This window comes from Cellulomonas humilata (assembly GCF_013359775.1).
GTDB classification, from domain to species: domain Bacteria; phylum Actinomycetota; class Actinomycetes; order Actinomycetales; family Cellulomonadaceae; genus Cellulomonas; species Cellulomonas humilata.
The window spans coordinates 14,328-33,072 of record NZ_JABMCI010000062.1 but is presented as its reverse complement, the minus strand read 5'-3'; the positions used below and the strand labels follow the sequence as shown (position 1 = coordinate 33,072).

The window sequence follows — 18,745 nt, the reverse complement described above, 5'->3', positions numbered from 1 at the left end:
CGCCCGTCCGTCGACGGGTGGCGCCGCGGGTACCGTGGTCCGGTGCCTGCCCAGCCCTTCGTCGTCGTGCTCGACCACGGCGCCGACGACCTCGCCCCGCTGGCGGAGGCGTTGACCGGGGCAGGCGCCCGCGTGGCCGTCACGGCGGACAAGCGTGCCGCGCTCGTGGCCGACGGTCTCGTGATCGCCGGCCGTGCCCGCGCGGCCGACGTGATGCCGGCACTGCGGGCGATCGGCGCGGACCAGGTGGTCGACCGACGGCTCGCCGGGGGCCGCGCGGTCCTCGCGGTCGGCGTCGGGATGCACGTGATGTTCGCGGAGGTCGTCCAGGACGGCACGGCGACCGAGGGTCTGGGGGAGTGGGCCGGCGTCGTGGACGCCGTCGGCTCCCCGCCCGGCCCGGCCGAGGTCGAGGTGCCCGACGGGTCGGCGCTGTTCACCGGCCTCGAGGACGCCCGGTTCCACGTCGCCCTCGAGCACGCCGCCCGCGCGTTCCCCCTGCTCGACCACTGGCCCGCGGACACCCGCCTGGTCGTCCCGCTCGTCACCTGGTCCCGCGGCGACGAGCGGTTCGTCGTCGCCGTCGAGAACGGCCCCCTCGTCGCGCTCCAGGTGCACCCGGAGTCCTCCGGCGACGCCGGCGCGCAGGTGCTCGCCCGCTGGGTCTCGTCCTTGCCCACCACCGCCCTCGACCCCGGAGTGACCGCATGACCGACCGCCTCGAGCTGCTGCCCGCCGTCGACGTCGCCGACGGGCAGGCCGTCCGGCTGACCCAGGGAGCCGCCGGCACCGAGACCGGCTACGGCGACCCGCTGTCCGCTGCGCTGGACTGGCACGCCGGCGGGGCGGAGTGGATCCACCTCGTGGACCTCGACGCGGCCTTCGGACGCGGGTCCAACGCGGCGCTGCTCGCCGAGGTGACCGCGGAGCTCGTCGCCAAGGGCGTCAAGGTCGAGCTGTCCGGCGGCATCCGCGACGACGCCTCCGTCGAGCGCGCGCTCAGCACGGGCGCGACCCGGATCAACCTCGGCACCGCCGCGCTGGAGAACCCCGAGTGGACGGCGCGGGTAATCGGCTCGTTCGGCGAGCAGATCGCGGTCGGCCTCGACGTGCGCGGCACCACGCTGGCCGCCCGCGGCTGGACGCAGGAGGGTGGGGACCTCTGGGAGGTCCTGGCGCGACTGGAGCACGCCGGCTGCGCCCGCTACGTGGTGACCGACGTGAACAAGGACGGCATGCTCAACGGCCCGAACGTCGAGCTGCTGGAGCAGATGTGCGCGCGGACGGACGCGCCCGTGATCGCGTCCGGCGGGGTGTCCAGCCTGGAGGACCTGCGGGTGCTGCGGACGCTGGTCCCGCTCGGCGTCGAGGGCGCGATCGTCGGCAAGGCTCTGTATGCGGGGGCGTTCACGCTGCCCGAGGCGCTGGACGTCGCCGGCCGCCCGTGACGGGACGCGAGCTGCCCCCGTCGTCGCCGTTCGCGGGGGACGACGGCACCGCCGACCCGGCGGTCGCGACCGCGCTCGAGGCCCTGGCCACCGGTGCCGGCACCGTCGCCGCGGTCGTCGACGCCCTCGCGGGTACCCGCGTGCTCGTGCCTGTGCTGGCCGAGCTCGAGGTCGAGGACACGGTCGTGCACGACGGGCACGCGCACACGGTGGACAAGGAGGCGTCCGCGGGGATCGTCGCGCTCCGGGCGCCCGACGGCCGCACGGCGCTGCCCGTGTTCACCTCGGTCGCGACGATGGCCGCGTGGCGCCCGGACGCCCGACCCGTGCCGTCCGACGTCGCCCGCGCGGCACTGTCCGCCGTGACCGAGGGGTGGGAGGTGCTCGTCGTCGACCCGGGAGGTCCGACGACCGTGCTCGTCCCCCGCCCCGCCGTCTGGGCCCTCGCGCAGGGGGAGCGGTGGCGACCGGCCGTGACCGCCGGGGTCGTCGACCCCGAGGTCCGCGAGGCGATCTCGGCCGCGGTCGCCCCGGTGGCCGGCGTGGTGGCCGTCGATGCCGTAACCGGGACGCGCGCCGAGGTGGCGGTGGTCGTCGAGCTCGTCCCCGGGCTCGACCGGGCAGGGCTGGACGCGGTGCTCGCGCAGGTCAACGCCGCGCTGGCGGGCGTGGAGCTGGTGGCGACGCGGGTCGACTCGCTCGAGCTGCGTCCGCGTGGTGCCCGCTAGCGACGCTTGACCGCCCAGGCGAGCGCGAGCGCGCTGAGCACCACGGCGCCCACGATCTGACCGCCGAGGATCACCCGGTTGAGGTCGAGCGCCGGCTGCCAGTGCGCGCCGGACCCGTCGACGACGAAGACGCCCACGGCCTTGACGTGCACGCCGTACCCGCCGCCCCCGCCGTGCCCCTGCTGGACGCCGGCAGGGACGTCCTCGCTCTCGGCGGCCTCGGCGCGTGCGCCCACCTCGCCCGAGCCCGAGCCGGAACCCGTCGCGCCCCAGACGCGGGCGACGGGGATGACGAGCGTTCCTTCGCGCTCGTACGCCTCCCCGAACACGCGTCGCACGGTGAGGGTGTCGTTCACGGCCCGCGTGACGTCGGCGGGGTCGAAGTGCGGGAGTGCCATGGGAGTCCTCCGAGGATCTGGTCAGCCCGTGCAGGGGGCGGTCGGTGTGAACGACGCCTCGTCCTCGAGCATCGAGCGGAGCGTGCTCACGGGTACGACAAAACTGTGCCCCTTCGAGTCCTTCGCGTACACCACCCCGACCACGCGACCGTCGCTGTCCAGCACCGCCGACCCGGAGCTGCCGGGCTCCACCGGGGCGTCGGTGACCAGCACCTCGCCCAGGTTCTCGTTGAGCGGGTCGGTCTGGCTGGAGACCACGTGCCCGGTGGTCACGGTGAGCGCGCGCCCGAGCGGGTAGCCGACCACGGTCACTGTGTCGCCGATCGCCGGGTCGGCCGCCGCCAGCTCGGGCGCGGCCGGCAGGGCGTCCTCGGTGCGCACGATCGCCAGGTCGGCGAGGTCCGCGGTGCTCGCCGCGGCAGCGGTCAGGTCCCGGCCGTCGTACGTGCTGAGCTGGAGGGTGGAGGAGTCCGTGACCACGTGGCGGTTGGTCACCAGCGTGTGGTCGTCGAGCGCGAAGCCCGACCCGGTCGACAGCGTGCCGCAGCCGATGTTCCGGATCCGCACGGCCATCCGCTGCGCGGAGTCGAACCCGTCGGGGGACAGGTTGCCGCTCGAGGTGGGGGTCTGCTGCGGCAGGTCGCTGGGCACGACGCTCGTCGGCACCGGGTCGGGCACGGCCGGTAGCATGCTGCACCCGCCGGCGAGCACCACGAGCGCGACGACGCCGCCGGTGCAGCCGACCAGCACCGCGCGTCGTGTCATCGGTCGAGCTCGCGCTGGAGCGCCGCGTTGGCGTCGGTGGCCCTGGCGCACACCGTCTGCACGTCGGAGGTGAACCGCTCGAGGTCGTCGGGGTCGTACTGGGACGAGTTCTGGAGGTAGCCGATGAGCCGCTGCTGACCGTCGACGCAGCTGGCCAGTGCGGTGGCCACCTGCCCCGCGGCCTGCGACACCCGCGACTGGTAGTCCGCGAGCTGCTGCTGCGACGCGCTCGTGTCCCCGAGCTGCGCCTTCTCGTCCGCCAGCTGGGTGATCCGCTCCTGGGCGGTGGTCAGCTGCGCGCTGATGGCATCGAGCTCAGCCTGCGTGGCCTCGAGGTCGGCCTGCGACGCGGCCAGCTGCTCGCCCGTCGAGCGCGCGAGCGTCTCCCACTCCTGCGTCGAGGCCTGCCACGCCTCGTTCGTCGCGAACATCCGCGACAGGACCAGGCCCGAGGCCACCAGCGCGGCGACGAGCAGGACCGCGAGCACGACGGTCGCGGCACGGGGACGCCGACGCCGGGGTGCCGGGGGAGCGACGGGGTGGCCCTGGTCTGCCGGGAACGAGGTCGCAGGGTCGGGCACCGGCGTGGATGGGTGCGCCGGGATGAGCTCGGTCACCGGTGGGTCCGCGACGACGGGGGTGTCGCGCGCGCGAGGGTCGTCGGGCAGCATCCGCCCAGGATAGGAGTCGAGGCTGTGGCGCCGGGGACAGTCCGCCGGCCGGGCGCGACCTCAGACGACAGAACCGGTGAACTTCTCGCCCGGCCCCTCGCCGGGGGCGTCAGGGAACGGCGAGGCCTCGCGGAAGGCCAGCTGGAGCGAGCGCAGGCCGTCGCGCAGGGAGCGGGCGTGCTGGTTGCCGATGTCCGGCGCGGAGGCCGTCACCAGGGCGGCGAGCGCCGTGATGAGCTTGCGGGCCTCGTCCAGGTCGAGGAAGTCGGCGCCCGCTCCGCGGGGACCGTCCTCCGCCAGGCCGCACTTGACCGCGGCCGCGCTCATGAGGTGGACGGCCGCGGTGGTGATGACCTCGACGGCGGCGACGTCCGCGATGTCGCGGGTGGCTGCGGCCGTGGGGTCGGTGCTCTCGCTCATGGCCCGATCCTCTCATCGGGTCCCTGCCCGTCCTGCGCCCGGTCCCGTCGTGCGCTGGTCCCGTCCCTGCCGGTTCGGGGGGAGCGCCCATCTCTGGTAGTCTTGCTAGTCGACTGACCTGGGCTGTGGCCCGCTGCTCTCGGGAGTGATCCCGGGAGATCCGGCGGCTGCGGACCAGGGGCACAAGTGGAGTTCCTCCCACCTGGGCCTCGACCGTTCGGTGCGTTGGATGCGCATCGACGACAGAGACCGGGTCACAGTCCGCACCGGACGGCGCCAGCCGCTCCCGGGGGCGTGAGCATGGCTCCGGCCGTGGTCACCGCGGACCTCGAGGCCTCCTCCTGTGACCAGGACGGGGGCCTTCCTCGTTCCCGGCGGTCGCCCACGACGAACCCGAGGAGCACCACATCAGCGAGCCCCGCATCAACGATCGGATCCGCGTCGCCGAGGTCCGCCTGGTCGGCCCCAACGGCGAGCAGGTCGGCATCGTCCGCGTGGAGGACGCCTTGCGCCTGGCCCAGGACGCCGACCTCGACCTCGTCGAGGTGGCACCTGACGCTCGTCCGCCTGTCTGCAAGATCATGGACTACGGCAAGTTCAAGTACGAAGCAGACATGAAGGCCCGTGAGGCCCGGCGGAACCAGACGAACACGGTCCTCAAGGAGATCCGTTTCCGGCTGAAGATCGACCCGCACGACTACGGCACCAAGAAGGGCCACGTCGAGCGGTTCCTCACGGCCGGCGACAAGGTCAAGGTCATGATCATGTTCCGCGGCCGTGAGCAGTCGCGCCCCGAGATGGGCGTGCGCCTGCTCCAGCGGCTCGCGGACGACGTGTCCGAGCTCGGCTTCATCGAGAGCATGCCCAAGCAGGACGGGCGCAACATGATCATGGTGCTCGGCCCGATGAAGAAGAAGGCCGACCAGAAGCTGGAGCAGCGCCGTGCGGCGCAGGCTGCGGCGGCCCGTGAGCAGAACGCTGCTGCCGCTGCCGCTGCGGCTGCTGCCGCGGCGAACCCCGGCGCGGCCGAGCCCGCCGTCGAGGCACCTGCTCCCGTCGAGGCTCCGGCCGTCGTCGAGGCGCCCGCAGCCGTCGAGGCTCCTGCTCCCGTCGAGACCCCCGCGGAGTCGCCGGCTGCTGCCGAGACGCCCGCTGTGGTCGAGACTCCGGCCGCTGTCGAGACGCCCGCCGTGGTCGAGGCGCCCGTCGTCGAGAAGCCCGCGGCCGCGCCGGCAGCTCCTCGCCCGGCCGCGTCTGCTCCCCGGCCGGCCGCCTCGCGTCCGGCCGCACCGCGCTCGACGCCCGCCGCCGCACCCCGTGCGACGACTCCGCGTCCTGCCGCGGCTGCTCGCCCCGCAGCGTCGGCCCCCCGGCCGGCCGCTGCAACCAAGCCGGCGACGCCCGCCGTCCAGGCTCCGGCCGCAGCCCCCGCGGCCGCGCCGAAGGCTGCGACGCCGAAGCCCGCCACGCCGAAGCCGACCGGAACCCCGAGGCCCGCGCCCCGGCCAGGTCCGGCCGGTCCGGCGAAGGCACAGACCAGCACGACGGCCTCGGAAGAGGCCAGCTGAACCAGCACGAACGGACGGCCCGGCCCCCCGGTCGGACCGCACCAGACAAGTCGTACGAACCCGTGCGATGTGAACGACAAGGAGACACGGCAGCCATGCCGAAGAACAAGACGCACTCCGGTGCCAAGAAGCGCTTCCGGGTCACCGGGACCGGCAAGGTCATGCGTGAGCAGGCCGGCGGTCGCCACCTGCTCGAGCACAAGTCGAGCCGTCGCACCCGCCGCCTCGCCGGCGACCTCGTCGTCTCCCCTGCCGACGCCCCCCGCATCAAGAAGCTGCTCGGTAAGTGACCCTGGGGGCGCTGCTGCGCCCCGGTCACTCGGCCCGAGCCTGAGACAAGCAAGGAGCATCACGTGGCACGCGTGAAGCGGGCGGTCAACGCCCAGAAGAAGCGCCGTACAACCCTCGAGCGCGCTGCGGGCTACCGCGGTCAGCGGTCTCGTCTGTACCGGAAGGCGAAGGAGCAGGTCACCCACTCCCTCGTCTACGCGTACCGCGACCGCAAGGTGCGCAAGCAGGACTTCCGCAAGCTGTGGATCCAGCGCATCAACGCTGCGTCCCGCGAGCAGGGCCTGACCTACAACCGCCTCATCCAGGGCCTCAAGCTCGCCGGCATCGAGGTGGACCGCCGCGTGCTGGCCGACCTCGCCGTGAACGACGCCGCGACGTTCGTGACGCTCGTCAACGCCGCGAAGGCCGCCCTGCCCGAGGACGTCAACGCGCCGAAGGCTGCGTGACCCTCGACCGCTGCTGAGCCGACCGCCCGATCGCCCCGCCGCCGCGGGGCCGGGCGTCGGCTCGGTGCACCCGGAGCCCCCGGAGCCCCTCGGCTCACCGGGGGCTTCGTCGTGCCCGGGCATGATGTCCCCGTGACCGACGAGATCCTGACCAACCCCCGCGCCGAGCGGGTCAAGGCGGTGCGCGCGCTGGCGGGGCGCTCGGTGCGGCAGCGCGTCGGGCGGTTCGTCGTGGAGGGGCCGCAGGCCGTGCGGGAGGCGGTCCTGGCGGCGGACGTGCACGACCTGTACGTCACGGGGGAGTCGGCGCGGCGGTACCCGGAGATCGTCGGCGCGGCGCGCGACCGGTCCATCCGGGTGCACGAGGGCACGGCCGAGGTGCTCGACGCGATGAGCCCGGACGGGCAGCAGGTGGTCGCCGTGGCGTCGTTGGTGGGGCACACGCTGGAGTCGGTGATCGCCGGCGCGCCCACGCTGGTGGCGGTCCTCGCGCACGTCCGCGACCCCGGGAACGCGGGCTCAGTGATCCGGGCGGCCGACGCCGCCGGCGCCGATGCCGCGGTGCTCACCGACGAGAGCGTCGACGTGCACAACCCCAAGGTGGTCCGCTCGACCGCCGGGTCGCTGTTCCACCTGCCGGTCGTCACCGGGGCGGACCTGGCGACGACGGCGTCGGCCCTGCGCGCGTCGGGGCTGCTGGTCCTGGCGGCGGACGGGATCGGCACCTTCGACCTGGACGACCTGCTCGACGTGGCCGGCTCCGCGGAGGACGGCGTCCCGGACCTGTCGCGCCCGACGGCGTGGGTGTTCGGCAACGAGGCCTGGGGCCTGCGCGACGAGGACCGGGCGCTGGCCGACGCCGTCGTCCGGGTGCCCATCCGCGGGCGGGCGGAGTCGCTCAACCTCGCGACCGCGGCGACCGTCTGCCTCTACGCGAGCTCGCGGGCGCAACGATGAGGCTGTTCGCGGCGGTGTGGCCGCCCGAGGACGTCCTCGACCACCTGGACCTGGCGCTGGCCTCGGTGCGGGGAGCGCCGTCGGGGATGTCGTCGGCGGTGCGCTGGTCTGCGCGCGAGACGTGGCACCTGACGATCGCGTTCTACGGGGAGCTCCCGGACGGGGCGCGTCCGGGTCTGGTGGCGGACCTGGCGAAGGTCGCCGCCGGCGTCGAGCCGTACGAGCTGGGCCTGCGAGGCGCCGGGGTCTTCGCGCACCGGACCCTGTGGGTGGGTGTGGCGGGGGACCTGGACTCGCAGCGCGTCGTGGGCCGCGGCTGTGTCGAGGCGGGGGAGTCGGCGGGCGGTCTCACGGACAACCGGCCGCGCGACCGCCCGCACCTGACGATCGGCCGGGTCCGCCCCGGCAGCCGGCCGACCCGGCGGCGCTCGTCGCGCCCGGACCGGCCCGGCGCACGACCCGACGCGCAGGCCATGGACGACGGGGACGTCGCCGCGGCGCTCGTGCGCGCGCTCGCCGTGTACGAGGGGCCGCGGTGGCTCGTCGACGAGCTGCACCTCGTGTCCTCGCGTCCGGGAGCCGGACGCGGCGGGGGACCGCTGTACGAGCGCGTCGCGACGTTTCCGCTCGGACCGTAGCGGGGACCGTGGCAGGATGACCGGCATGACAGCGCGTGCGCAGGTGGCCGGTGGTCGCCGATTTCCCGGGCCCGTACCCGGGCCGCGCCGCTGACGCGCATCTGAGCAGGCCGTCCGTCACCGGACCGGCCGCGCTGACCCGGATCGGGCGCCTCTAGACTTGTCCGCTGGCCGGGTGCTCGTGCGCCCTGGCCACGGCCGTGCTCCGTGCCGGCCGCCCAGAACCTGCACCGGAAGGCCAGGATGTCCGACGACACCGCCCTGTCCCCGCTCGACGCCCCCGGCATCGAGTCCGCCGTCGAGGACGCGCTCAAGGCCCTCGCGGCCGCGACCGACCTCGACGCCCTGAAGACCGCCCGCCTCGAGCACGTGGGCGAGCGCAGCCCGATCGCGCTGGCCAACCGCTCCATCGGCGGTCTCGCGCCGGCCGACAAGGCCACCGCCGGCAAGCTGCTCGGCCGGGCCAAGGGACGCCTGGCGAGCGCGCTCGCCGAGCGCCAGGTGCAGCTCGAGACCGAGCGTGACGAGCGCGTCCTGGTGGAGGAGTCCGTCGACGTCACTCTGCCCACCGACCGGTACCCCCGAGGCGCACGGCACCCGTTGGAGACGCTGTCGGAGCGGATCGCCGACATCTTCGTCTCGATGGGCTGGGAGATCGCCGAGGGCCCCGAGCTCGAGGCGGAGTGGTTCAACTTCGACGCGCTCAACTTCGGCGTCGACCACCCCGCCCGGCAGATGCAGGACACGTTCTTCGTCGAGAGTCCCGGCCTGGTCCTGCGTACGCACACATCGCCGGTGCAGGCCCGGACGCTGCTCGAGCGGGACCTCCCGGTCTACATCGCGTGCCCCGGCAAGGTGTTCCGCACCGACGAGCTGGACGCGACGCACACCCCTGTCTTCCACCAGGTCGAGGGACTCGCGGTGGACAAGGGGCTGACCATGGCGCACCTCAAGGGGACGCTGGACCACTTCGCGCAGGCGATCTTCGGTCCCGAGGCCCGCACGCGACTGCGGCCGTCGTTCTTCCCGTTCACCGAGCCCAGTGCGGAGATGGACCTCTGGTTCCCGCAGAAGAAGGGCGGCGCCGGCTGGATCGAGTGGGGCGGCTGCGGCATGGTCAACCCGCACGTGCTCCGGGCCTGCGGGGTGGACCCCGAGGTCTACTCCGGCTTCGCGTTCGGCATGGGCATCGAGCGCACCCTGATGCTGCGCCACGGCATCGCCGACATGCACGACATGGTGGAGGGCGACATCCGCTTCTCCGCCCAGTTCGGGACGGAGATCTGATGCCGCGCATCCCCCTGACGTGGCTCGCCGAGCACGTCGAGCTCCCCGCGGACCTCACCGCCGAGCAGCTGGCGGCGGACCTGGTCCGCGTCGGGCTCGAGGAGGAGGCCATCCACCCCGCCGCCGTGACCGGTCCGCTGGTCGTCGGCCAGGTGGTGGAGCTGACGCCGGAGCCGCAGAAGAACGGCAAGACGATCAACTGGTGCCGGGTGGACGTCGGCCCGGAGCACAACGAGCCCGGCGGCGACCCCCGCGGCATCGTCTGCGGTGCGCACAACTTCGCCGTCGGCGACCGGGTGGTCGTCGCGCTCCCCGGCGCGGTCCTGCCCGGGCCGTTCGCGATCGCGTCGCGCAAGACGTACGGGCACGTGTCCGACGGCATGATCTGCTCCGCGCGCGAGCTGGGCCTGGGCGACGACCACGCCGGGATCATCGTGCTGTCCACCCTCGGGCTCGACGCACCCGTCGGCACGGACGCGCGCGAGCTGCTCGGCCTCGGCGAGGAGGTGCTCGAGATCAACGTGACACCCGATCGCGGGTACTGCTTCTCGATGCGGGGTGTCGCGCGCGAGTACGGCCTGTCGACGGGCGCGGCGTTCACCGACCGTGGGCTGCCGACGGGCGACGAGCGTCCCGCGGGCGGCGGCTTCGCGGTCGAGATCGACGACGACGCCCCGATCCACGGTGTGCCCGGGGCCGACCGGTTCGTCGCGCAGATCGTGCGTGGCGTGCGGGCCAACGACCCGTCGCCGTCGTGGATGCAGCGTCGGCTCCAGCAGGCCGGCATGCGTCCGATCAGCCTGGCCGTCGACGTGACCAACTACGTCATGCTCGACCTGGGTCAGCCGCTGCACGCGTACGACCTGGCGCACCTGGCCGAGCCGATCGTCGTCCGGCGCGCGAACCCCGGCGAGAAGATCCGGACCCTCGACGACGTCGAGCGGGTGCTGGACCCCGAGGACCTGCTCATCACCGACAGCCCGGACGGTGCGCGTGCCTCGCGACCGATCGGGCTCGCCGCGGTCATGGGCGGAGGGGACACCGAGGTGGGCGAGGGGACGACCGACCTGCTCATCGAGGCCGCGCACTTCGACCCGATCACGGTCGCGCGCACGGCCCGGCGGCACAAGCTGCCCAGCGAGGCGGCCAAGCGGTTCGAGCGCGGTGCCGACCCCGCGCTGCCTCCCGTGGCGGTCGCGCGGACGGTCGCGCTGCTGGTGGAGCACGGCGGCGGTGTCGCGGGTGAGCTCACCGACGTCGACCGCCGCGTGCCCGTGCCGGCGTTCGACCTGGCGCTGGACCTGCCCGGTCGGCTCGTCGGCGTCCCGTACACGCCCGACGAGGTGCGCGAGACTCTGGTGTCGATCGGGTGCGAGGTCAGCGACACGGCGCCGGGCACCGCGCGCGTGCAGGCACCGTCGTGGCGGCCCGACCTGCTCGTCGGGGTCGACCTGGTCGAGGAGGTCGCCCGCCTGCGCGGGTACGACGCGATCCCGTCGATCGTGCCGCCGGCGCCCCCGGGCGCGGGTCTGACGGCCGGTCAGCGGACGAGGCGCTCGGTCGCCCGCGCCCTGGCCGAGTCCGGCCTGGTCGAGGTGCTCAGCTACCCGTTCGTGGGCACCGAGCAGCTGGACGCGCTCCGGCTGCCCGCCGACGACGACCGCCGCCGCGCGGTCCGGCTGGTCAACCCGCTCTCCGACGAGCAGCCGTTCCTGCGGACCAACCTGCTGGTGACGCTGCTCGACACCGCACGCCGCAACGTGGGCCGTGGCGCGAGCGACGTGGCGATCTTCGAGCTGGGACTGGTCACCCGGCCGGTCGCCGACGCGCCCGCGGCGCCCCGGCTTCCCGGCGGGGTGCGTCCGTCCGACGCGCAGCTCGCGGCGATCGACGCCGCGGTGCCGCCGCAGCCGCGCCGGGTCGCCGGGGTCCTCGCGGGCCAGCGGGAGCCCGCCGGCTGGTGGGGGACCGGTCGTCGCGCCGACCACACCGACGCGATCGCGGCCGCCCGGCTCGTCGCGGACGTGGTCGGGGTGGAGCTGGTCGCGTCGGCCGACCCCGACCACGCCCCGTGGCACCCCGGCCGCTGTGCGCGGCTGACCACGCTCGACGGCGTGCTCGTCGGTCACGCCGGCGAGCTGCACCCCACGGTCGTGACCGGGCTCGGCCTGCCCGCGCGTGCCGCAGCATTCGAGCTGGACCTGGACGTGCTGCTGGCGGCGGCCTCGCCGGAGCCGCTCCAGGCCGAGCCGGTGTCGACGTTCCCCGTGGCCAAGGAGGACGTCGCCCTCGTCGTCGACGCCGCCGTGCCCGCCGCCGCGGTGCTCGACGCCGTACGCGTGGGTGCCGCGTCGAGCCCGGCCGGGGACGTGGTCGAGGAGGTCCGGCTGTTCGACGTGTACACCGGGTCCCAGGTGGGCGAGGACCGCAGGTCGCTCGCGTTCTCGCTGCGGCTGCGTGCCGACGACCGGACCCTCACGGCGCAGGAGGCGGCGGAGGTCCGCGAGGCCGTGGTGGCCGAGGCGCACCGGAGGTTCGGGGCGACGCTCCGCGCCTGAGCACCGACGACCGGACCCCCGCCGACCTCACGATCGGTGGGGGTTTCGTCGTCCGTGCAAGTCGTCGGATGAGTTCACCCAATAGTTACCGGGGAGTAGTTGCCACGGTTCGGGCGAACAGCGAAGGTTGTCCAGGCCGTCACGAGCGGCCGCTTTTGCGTTCTCCCGACGAAAGTGAGCCCGACGTGCGCCGTGCGACGAAGTCGATCAGCGGGGGCATTGCCGCCCTCGCCTTGGCGGTGACGGGGGCAGTGGTCACAGCCGGTGCCGCCCACGCCGGTGTGGGCACCAGCCCACGCATCCTGATCAACGAGGTGTACGGCGGCGGTGGGAACAGCGGCGCCACCTACACCAACGACTTCATCGAGCTGGTCAACCCGACAAGCGCTCCGGTCGACGTGACCGGCTGGTCGGTCCAGTACGCGTCGGCCACGGGCTCCTTCGGCCCCACCCTCGTCACGCCGCTGACCGGGGTCATCCAGCCCGGCGCCGCGTTCGTGGTGGTCGAGGCGGCCGGCACCGGCGGCACGACCCCCGTCCCTGGCAACGTCACCGGCACCATCGCGATGAGCGGCACCGCCGGCAAGGTCGCCCTGGTCAACACCGCCACCGCCCTGACCTGCGCGCCCGCTGCGTGCCCCGCGAGCGACCCGGTGGTGGACTTCGTCGGCTACGGCGCGACCGCCAACGCGTTCGCCGGCAGCGGCCCCGCCCTCGGCGCCTCGAACAGCCAGTCGGTCACCCGCGACGGGCTGCTCACGAACACCGCGAACAACGCGGCCGACTTCGCCGGTGCGACCCCGACCCCCGGCGTCGCGGGCACCCCCGGCCCCGTCACACCGGTCGCCGCCACGATCGCCGAGGTCCAGGGGACGGGCGCGACGTCGCCCCTGTCCGGCCAGACCGTGATCACGGACGGTGTCGTCACCGCGGCCTACCCGACGGGTGGGCTGAACGGCTACGTGCTCCAGACGCCCGGCTCGGGCGGCACGACCGACGCGACGCCCGGTGCGTCCGACGCGGTCTTCGTCTTCTCGTCGGCCACGGCCGGCGCGGTCGCGATCGGTGACCACGTCCAGGTGACCGGCGTGGTCTCGGAGTTCAACGGCCTCACCGAGATCACCGTCACGGCCGCCGCGGACCTGGTGCCGCTGCCGAGCGCCGACCCGGTGACGCCGGTGTCCGGCACGTGGCCGACCACCGACGCCGCCCGCGAGCAGCTCGAGTCGATGCTGTTCCAGCCGACCGGCGCCCTGACGATCAGCAACACGTTCTCCACCAACCAGTACGGCGAGGTCGGCCTCGCGGCCGGCACGCTGCCGCTGCTCCAGCCCACCGAGGTGGGTCGCCCCGGCTCGCCCGAGGCGCTGGCAGCCGTCGTGGACAACGCCGCCCGCGGGGTCGTGCTCGACGACGGGTCGTCCACCAACTTCCTGTCGGCGGCGAACTCGGGCCTCACGCCCCCGTACGTCTCGCTGACCAACCCGGTCCGCGTGGGCGCGGCCGCGGCGATCACCGCCCCGGTCGTCGTCGACTTCCGCAACAACGTCTGGAAGCTCAACCCGACGGTTCCCGGGCCGGCGGCCGTGACGTTCGAGAACGACCGCACGGCGGCCCCGTCGGCCGTGGGTGGTGACCTCAAGGTCGCGTCGTTCAACGTGCTCAACTACTTCACCACCCTCGGCGCCACCACGGCGGGCTGCACGTCCTTCAACGACCGCACCGGCGACCCCGTCACGGTCAACAGCGGCTGCAACCCGCGCGGTGCGTGGGACCCGGACGACCTCCAGCGCCAGCAGGACAAGATCGTCGCCGCCATCAACGCGCTCGACGCCGACGTCGTCGGTCTGCTCGAGATCGAGAACTCGGCCAAGGTGGACGGCGTCGCCGACGAGGCGCTCGGCACACTCGTCTCCGCGCTGAACGCGGCTGCCGGCTCCACCGTCTGGGCGTACGTCCCGTCGTCGACCGAGCTGCCGCCGGCCGCAGGCCAGGACGTCATCACCAACGCCCTCATCTACAAGCCCGCCGCCGTCGAGCGCACGGGCGAGTCCCGCGCACTGGGCAACCAGAGCGGGGACGACCAGGCGTTCGGCAACGCGCGCGAGCCCATCGGCCAGGTCTTCACGCCGGTCGGCGGGGGCGAGCCGTTCTTCGTCGCCGTGAACCACTTCAAGTCGAAGGGCTCGGCCGGACCGTGGCCGGGTGACGCCGACGCCGGTGACGGGCAGGGTGCCTCGAACGCGTCGCGCGTCCTGCAGGCCACGGCGCTGCGCGACTGGGTCCCGACGGTCCAGGGCGACGCCCAGGCGGTCGCGCTCATCGGTGACTTCAACGCCTACACGCTCGAGGACCCGCTGCAGGTCCTGTACGGCGACGGGTACACCGATGCCGCCACGGCGCTCGCCGACGGCCAGTTCTCGTACTCGTTCAGCGGCCTGTCCGGCTCGCTCGACCACGTGCTGCTCAACGCGGCCGGGATGGCGCGGGCCACCGGTGCGGACATCTGGGAGATCAACGCCGAGGAGTCCATCGCGCTCGAGTACGACCGGTACAACTACCACGGCACGCTCTACTACGCGCCGGACGTCTACCGGTCCTCCGACCACGACCCGGTGATCGTCGGGCTGGTCGAGGGCGCTGCGAAGCCGGTCGACCTCACGCTGCTGGACATCAACGACTTCCACGGCCGCATCGACGCCAACACGGTGAAGTTCGCCGGCACGGTGGAGAAGGAGAAGGCGGCTGCCCTCGCGGCAGGCGGCCCGGTCGCGTTCGTCTCGGCCGGCGACAACATCAGCGCGTCCCTCTTCGCCTCGGCCGTCCAGCAGGACCAGCCGACGATCGACGTGCTCAACGCCCTGGAGCTCAACGCGTCGGCCGTGGGCAACCACGAGTTCGACAAGGGGTACCAGGACCTCACCGACCGCGTGATCGCGGGCGGCACCAACGCGAAGTGGGACTACCTGGGGGCGAACGTCTACCTCAAGGGCACCACGACGCCGGCGCTGGACGAGTACTCGATCATCGACATGGGCGCCGTCTCGGTCGGCGTCATCGGCGCGGTGACGGAGGAGACCCCGTCGCTGGTCAGCCCCGGAGGCATCACGCAGCTGGACATCGGTGACCCGGTCGACGCCGTCAACCGCGTCGCCGCCCAGCTGAGCGACGGGGACGAGTCCAACGGCGAGGCCGACGTGCTCGTCGCCAGCTACCACGAGGGTGCCGGTGAGGGTCTGCCCGGCGGCACGCTCGAGGAGGAGCTCGGCGAGGGCGGTGCGTTCCAGGAGATCGTCGAGGAGACCTCCGGAACCGTCGACGCCATCTTCACCGGGCACACCCACCAGCAGTACGCGTGGGAGGCCCCGGTCCCCGGTGTGCCGAACGCGACGCGACCGATCCTGCAGACGGGCAGCTACGGCGAGTTCATCGGCAAGGTCGTGCTGACGGTCGACCCGACCACCGGCGAGATCCTGGCGCACACCCAGCAGAACGTGCCGCGCCTGGTCGCCCCGGCCGTCCCGGGCAACACCCCGGCGCAGAACGAGGCCGCGTTCGCCGCGCAGCTGGTCGCGACGTACCCGCGGGTGGCGCAGGTGAACACGATCGTCACGGCCGCGCTGGCGTACGCCAACACGGTCGGCTCGGTCCCCGTCGGCTCGGTCTCGGCGGACATCACGACCGCCTTCACGGGCGGCACGTACGGCCCGACCGGCTACACGGCCGCCTCCACGGCGCGTGACGACCGGGCGAGCGAGTCCACGCTGGGTGACCTCGTGGCCAACGCGCTGCGGGACACCCTCGCTCCGGAGAACCTGGGTGGCGCCGAGATCGGTGTCGTCAACCCGGGCGGCCTGCGGGCCGAGCTCTACTACGCACCCGACGGGGTCGTGACCACGGCGGAGGCCAACGGTGTGCTGCCGTTCGTCAACAACCTCTGGACCACGTCGCTCACGGGCGCGCAGTTCAAGACGATGCTCGAGCAGCAGTGGCAGACCCTCCCGGACGGCACGGTCCCGAGCAGGTCGTACCTCCAGCTGGGCCTGTCCGACAACGTGACCTACACGTACGACGCCACGGCGGCGGCGGGGTCGCGCATCACCTCCATCACGGTCAACGGCCAGCCCATCGACCCGGCGGCGAGCTACCGGATCGGCACGTTCTCGTTCCTGACCACCGGTGGCGACAACTTCCGGGTGTTCCTGGACGGTACGGACGCGCGGGACTCGGGCCTCATCGACCGGGACGGCTGGATCACCTACCTCCAGACGCACCCGGGGCTGGCTCCGGACTTCGCCCGCCAGGCCGTCGGGGTCCCGACGGTCGCGTCCACGGTGACCGCCGGTGACACGCTGGCGTTCCCGGTGACCAAGCTGGACCTGACGAGCCTCGGCTCGCCGGCCAACACCAGCCTGGACGTCCGGCTCGACGGCACCACGATCGGGACCGCTCCGGTCAGCGGTGGCAGCGCCGCCGTCTCGGTGACGATCCCGGCGGGCACGGCGGCGGGCGCGCACACGCTCACCCTCGTGGCGAGCCCGAGCGGCACCACCGTGACGCTCCCGCTCACCGTCGAGGCGAGCATCCCGTCGTCGACCACCACGCTCACGGCGGCGCCGTCGAGCCAGGTGTACGGCTCGTCGTCGCGGGTGACGCTCACCGCGACGGTCACGGCCGCCGTCCCGGTGACCGGGTCGGTGCAGTTCGTCTCCGGCACCACGGTGCTGGGCACGGCGACGCTCAACGGCAGCGGTGTGGCCAGGCTGACGCTGCCGTCGTCTACGCCCGCCGGCACCTATGCCGTGGTGGCCCGGTACGCCGGTGGGTCCACGGTGACCGGCTCCGAGTCGGCGCCGGTCACGGTGGTCGTCAAGAAGGTGACCACGACGACCGGTCTGACCGTCACGCCCGGCTTCCTGTTCATCCCGTCGGTCGCGATCGCCACGGTCGCCACCGACAACGGACGGGTGCCGTCGGGCACGATCGAGATCCGCGAGGGCACCACGGTGGTCAAGCGACTGAACGTGGTGCTGGGCATCGCGATCGGCACGGTCCCGTCGGGTCGGCACACGTACACGGCGACGTTCGTCCCGAGCGACACCGCGAACGTGAGCCCGAGCACGAGCGCGCCGGTCAGCACCCGCTGATCGCACACGCCGAGGCCCGCGTCCCCTCGGGGGCGCGGGCCTCGGTCGTGCTCAGACCCGACGGACCCCAGACGTAGTCGTGGTACGCGGGCAGGTCCAGCACGCCGTTGCCCGACAGGCCGATGACGATCGTCTCCGCCTCGGTGGCGGCCCGGGCGTGCGCGATCGCGCCGGCGACCGCGTGGGTGGACTCCGGCGCGGGGATGATGCCCTCCGCGCGCGCGAACAGGATGCCGGCGGCGAAGGCCGTGTCCTGGTCGACGGCGATCGCGTCGATCAGCCCGAGCTCGACCGCGTGCGACACCATCGGCGCCATGCCGTGGTACCGAAGGCCCCCGGCGTGGATCGGCGGCGGCACGAAGTCGGCGCCCAGGGTGTGCATCTTCAGCAGCGGGGTCAGGCCGGCGACGTCCCCGAAGTCGTACCGGTACTCGCCCTGCGTCAGGGACGGGCACGCGGCAGGCTCGCACGCGACGACGCGGGTGGAGGTGCCCTCGCGCAGGTTGCGACCGAGGAACGGGAAGCTGAGCCCGCCGAGGTTGGACCCGCCCCCGGCGCAGGCGAACACGACGTCGGCGCTCTCCTCGATCGCGTCGAGCTGCGCGAGCGCCTCCTGGCCGATGACGCTCTGGTGCAGGAGCACGTGGTTGAGCACGCTGCCCAACGCGTAGTGGGCGTCCGGATCGGTCGCGGCCGCCTCGACCGCCTCGCTGATGGCCATGCCGAGCGACCCGGTGGTCTCGGGGTCGGCGGCGAGCATCGCGCGGCCCGCGTGCGTGAGGTCCGACGGTGACGGGTGGCAGATGCTCCCGTAGGTCTCCATCTGCATCCGGCGGTAGGGCTTGGAGTCGAACGAGGCACGGACCTGCCACACCTCGCAGGTCAGCCCGAGCAGGGAGCACGCCATGGCCAGGGAAGCGCCCCACTGACCGGCGCCCGTCTCGGTGGTGAGCTTCGTGATGCCCTCGGCGGCGTTGTAGTAGGCCTGCGCGACGGCCGTGTTCGGCTTGTGCGACCCGACCGGGCTGACGCCCTCGTACTTGTAGTAGATCCGCGCGGGTGTGCCGAGCGCGCGTTCGAGCCGGCGTGCGCGGATGAGGGGGGACGGGCGCCAGAGGGCGTAGATCTCGCGCACCTGCTCCGGGATCTCGATCCACCGCTCGGTGCTGACCTCCTGAAGGATCAGCGCCATCGGGAACAGCGGCGCCAGGTCGTCCGGGGTCAACGGCTCCCGTGTCCCCGGGTGCAGCGCGGGCGGACACGGCGACGGCAGGTCCGCGGCCAGGTTGTACCAGTGCGTGGGGACCGTCGAGGGGACGGAGACACCGAGGGTGTCGAGGAGCGGGGACGTCATCAGGGCCTCCGGGGGCGCGCGCCGAGTGGGGTGCGACCCCGTCGACGGTCCGCGACCGGCTCTGGTTCG

At 73.4% G+C, this 18,745-nt stretch carries 16 protein-coding genes; 11 read left to right on the top strand and 5 right to left on the bottom strand.

Annotated elements, in window-relative coordinates; translation table 11 throughout:
- Positions 1-42: 42 nt before the first annotated feature.
- From HP550_RS09045 to HP550_RS09035, 3 genes are read left to right on the top strand one after another with little or no spacing between them, the layout of a single operon-like run.
- The gene (locus tag HP550_RS09045; RefSeq protein ID WP_175347368.1) at positions 43-711 is read left to right on the top strand and encodes a type 1 glutamine amidotransferase family protein; all 669 of its coding nucleotides are present in this window, start codon (positions 43-45) and stop codon (positions 709-711) included.
- On the top strand, positions 708-1,448 hold the full coding sequence (gene priA, locus HP550_RS09040) for a bifunctional 1-(5-phosphoribosyl)-5-((5-phosphoribosylamino)methylideneamino)imidazole-4-carboxamide isomerase/phosphoribosylanthranilate isomerase PriA (RefSeq protein WP_175347367.1): 741 nt from the start codon (positions 708-710) through the stop codon (positions 1,446-1,448). The genes HP550_RS09045 and priA overlap by 4 nt, the downstream gene beginning before the upstream one ends.
- The gene (locus tag HP550_RS09035; protein WP_175347366.1) at positions 1,445-2,176 is read left to right on the top strand and encodes an SseB family protein; all 732 of its coding nucleotides are present in this window, start codon (positions 1,445-1,447) and stop codon (positions 2,174-2,176) included. The genes priA and HP550_RS09035 overlap by 4 nt, the downstream gene beginning before the upstream one ends.
- Here HP550_RS09035 and HP550_RS09030 read toward each other — a convergent pair.
- Genes HP550_RS09030 through HP550_RS09015 form a run of 4 tightly spaced genes read right to left on the bottom strand, consistent with a single transcriptional unit; the run spans position 2,173 to position 4,430 of the window.
- A complete protein-coding gene (locus HP550_RS09030) occupies positions 2,173-2,574 on the bottom strand; it encodes a spore germination protein GerW family protein (protein WP_175347365.1) in 402 nt (133 codons plus the stop codon). The two genes, HP550_RS09035 and HP550_RS09030, sit on opposite strands and share 4 nt — an antisense overlap.
- Before the next feature lie 21 nt (positions 2,575-2,595).
- Positions 2,596-3,339 (bottom strand): S1 family peptidase, encoded by a 744-nt coding sequence (locus tag HP550_RS09025; RefSeq protein WP_175347364.1) that lies wholly within the window; start codon positions 3,337-3,339, stop codon positions 2,596-2,598.
- Positions 3,336-4,010: an efflux RND transporter periplasmic adaptor subunit gene (locus HP550_RS09020; RefSeq protein WP_246280723.1), complete on the bottom strand. Its 675-nt coding sequence runs from the start codon at positions 4,008-4,010 to the stop codon at positions 3,336-3,338. The genes HP550_RS09025 and HP550_RS09020 overlap by 4 nt, the downstream gene beginning before the upstream one ends.
- Positions 4,011-4,070: 60 nt before the next feature.
- Positions 4,071-4,430 (bottom strand): DUF1844 domain-containing protein, encoded by a 360-nt coding sequence (locus HP550_RS09015; RefSeq protein WP_175347363.1) that lies wholly within the window; start codon positions 4,428-4,430, stop codon positions 4,071-4,073.
- A gap of 407 nt (positions 4,431-4,837) precedes the next feature.
- Between HP550_RS09015 and infC the strand changes: the two genes are divergently transcribed.
- From infC to HP550_RS08975, 8 genes are all read left to right on the top strand, one after another.
- Positions 4,838-5,998: a translation initiation factor IF-3 gene (gene infC / locus HP550_RS23025; protein ID WP_175347517.1), complete on the top strand. Its 1,161-nt coding sequence runs from the start codon at positions 4,838-4,840 to the stop codon at positions 5,996-5,998.
- 95 nt (positions 5,999-6,093) lie between these two features.
- Positions 6,094-6,288, top strand: a complete 195-nt coding sequence (gene rpmI, locus HP550_RS09005) for a 50S ribosomal protein L35 (RefSeq protein ID WP_056093494.1) — start codon at positions 6,094-6,096, stop codon at positions 6,286-6,288.
- A gap of 63 nt (positions 6,289-6,351) precedes the next feature.
- On the top strand, positions 6,352-6,735 hold the full coding sequence (gene rplT, locus HP550_RS09000) for a 50S ribosomal protein L20 (RefSeq protein WP_175347362.1): 384 nt from the start codon (positions 6,352-6,354) through the stop codon (positions 6,733-6,735).
- A 132-nt stretch (positions 6,736-6,867) separates the two neighbouring features.
- Positions 6,868-7,692, top strand: a complete 825-nt coding sequence (locus HP550_RS08995; protein ID WP_343048074.1) for a TrmH family RNA methyltransferase — start codon at positions 6,868-6,870, stop codon at positions 7,690-7,692.
- The gene (gene thpR / locus HP550_RS08990) at positions 7,689-8,330 is read left to right on the top strand and encodes an RNA 2',3'-cyclic phosphodiesterase (protein ID WP_175347361.1); all 642 of its coding nucleotides are present in this window, start codon (positions 7,689-7,691) and stop codon (positions 8,328-8,330) included. The genes HP550_RS08995 and thpR overlap by 4 nt, the downstream gene beginning before the upstream one ends.
- 243 nt (positions 8,331-8,573) lie before the next feature.
- Positions 8,574-9,617, top strand: coding sequence for a phenylalanine--tRNA ligase subunit alpha (pheS, locus tag HP550_RS08985; RefSeq protein ID WP_175347360.1), 1,044 nt, complete (start codon positions 8,574-8,576; stop codon positions 9,615-9,617).
- A complete protein-coding gene (pheT, locus tag HP550_RS08980) occupies positions 9,617-12,175 on the top strand; it encodes a phenylalanine--tRNA ligase subunit beta (protein WP_175347359.1) in 2,559 nt (852 codons plus the stop codon). Before pheS ends, pheT begins: the two co-directional genes overlap by 1 nt.
- A 185-nt stretch (positions 12,176-12,360) precedes the next feature.
- Complete coding sequence (locus tag HP550_RS08975; RefSeq protein WP_343048073.1) at positions 12,361-17,322, top strand: ExeM/NucH family extracellular endonuclease; 4,962 nt, start codon at positions 12,361-12,363, stop codon at positions 17,320-17,322.
- On the opposite strand, the gene HP550_RS08970 is transcribed toward HP550_RS08975, so the two are convergent.
- On the bottom strand, positions 17,309-18,676 hold the full coding sequence (locus tag HP550_RS08970) for a TrpB-like pyridoxal phosphate-dependent enzyme (RefSeq protein ID WP_175347357.1): 1,368 nt from the start codon (positions 18,674-18,676) through the stop codon (positions 17,309-17,311). The two genes, HP550_RS08975 and HP550_RS08970, sit on opposite strands and share 14 nt — an antisense overlap.
- Positions 18,677-18,745: the final 69 nt, after the last annotated feature.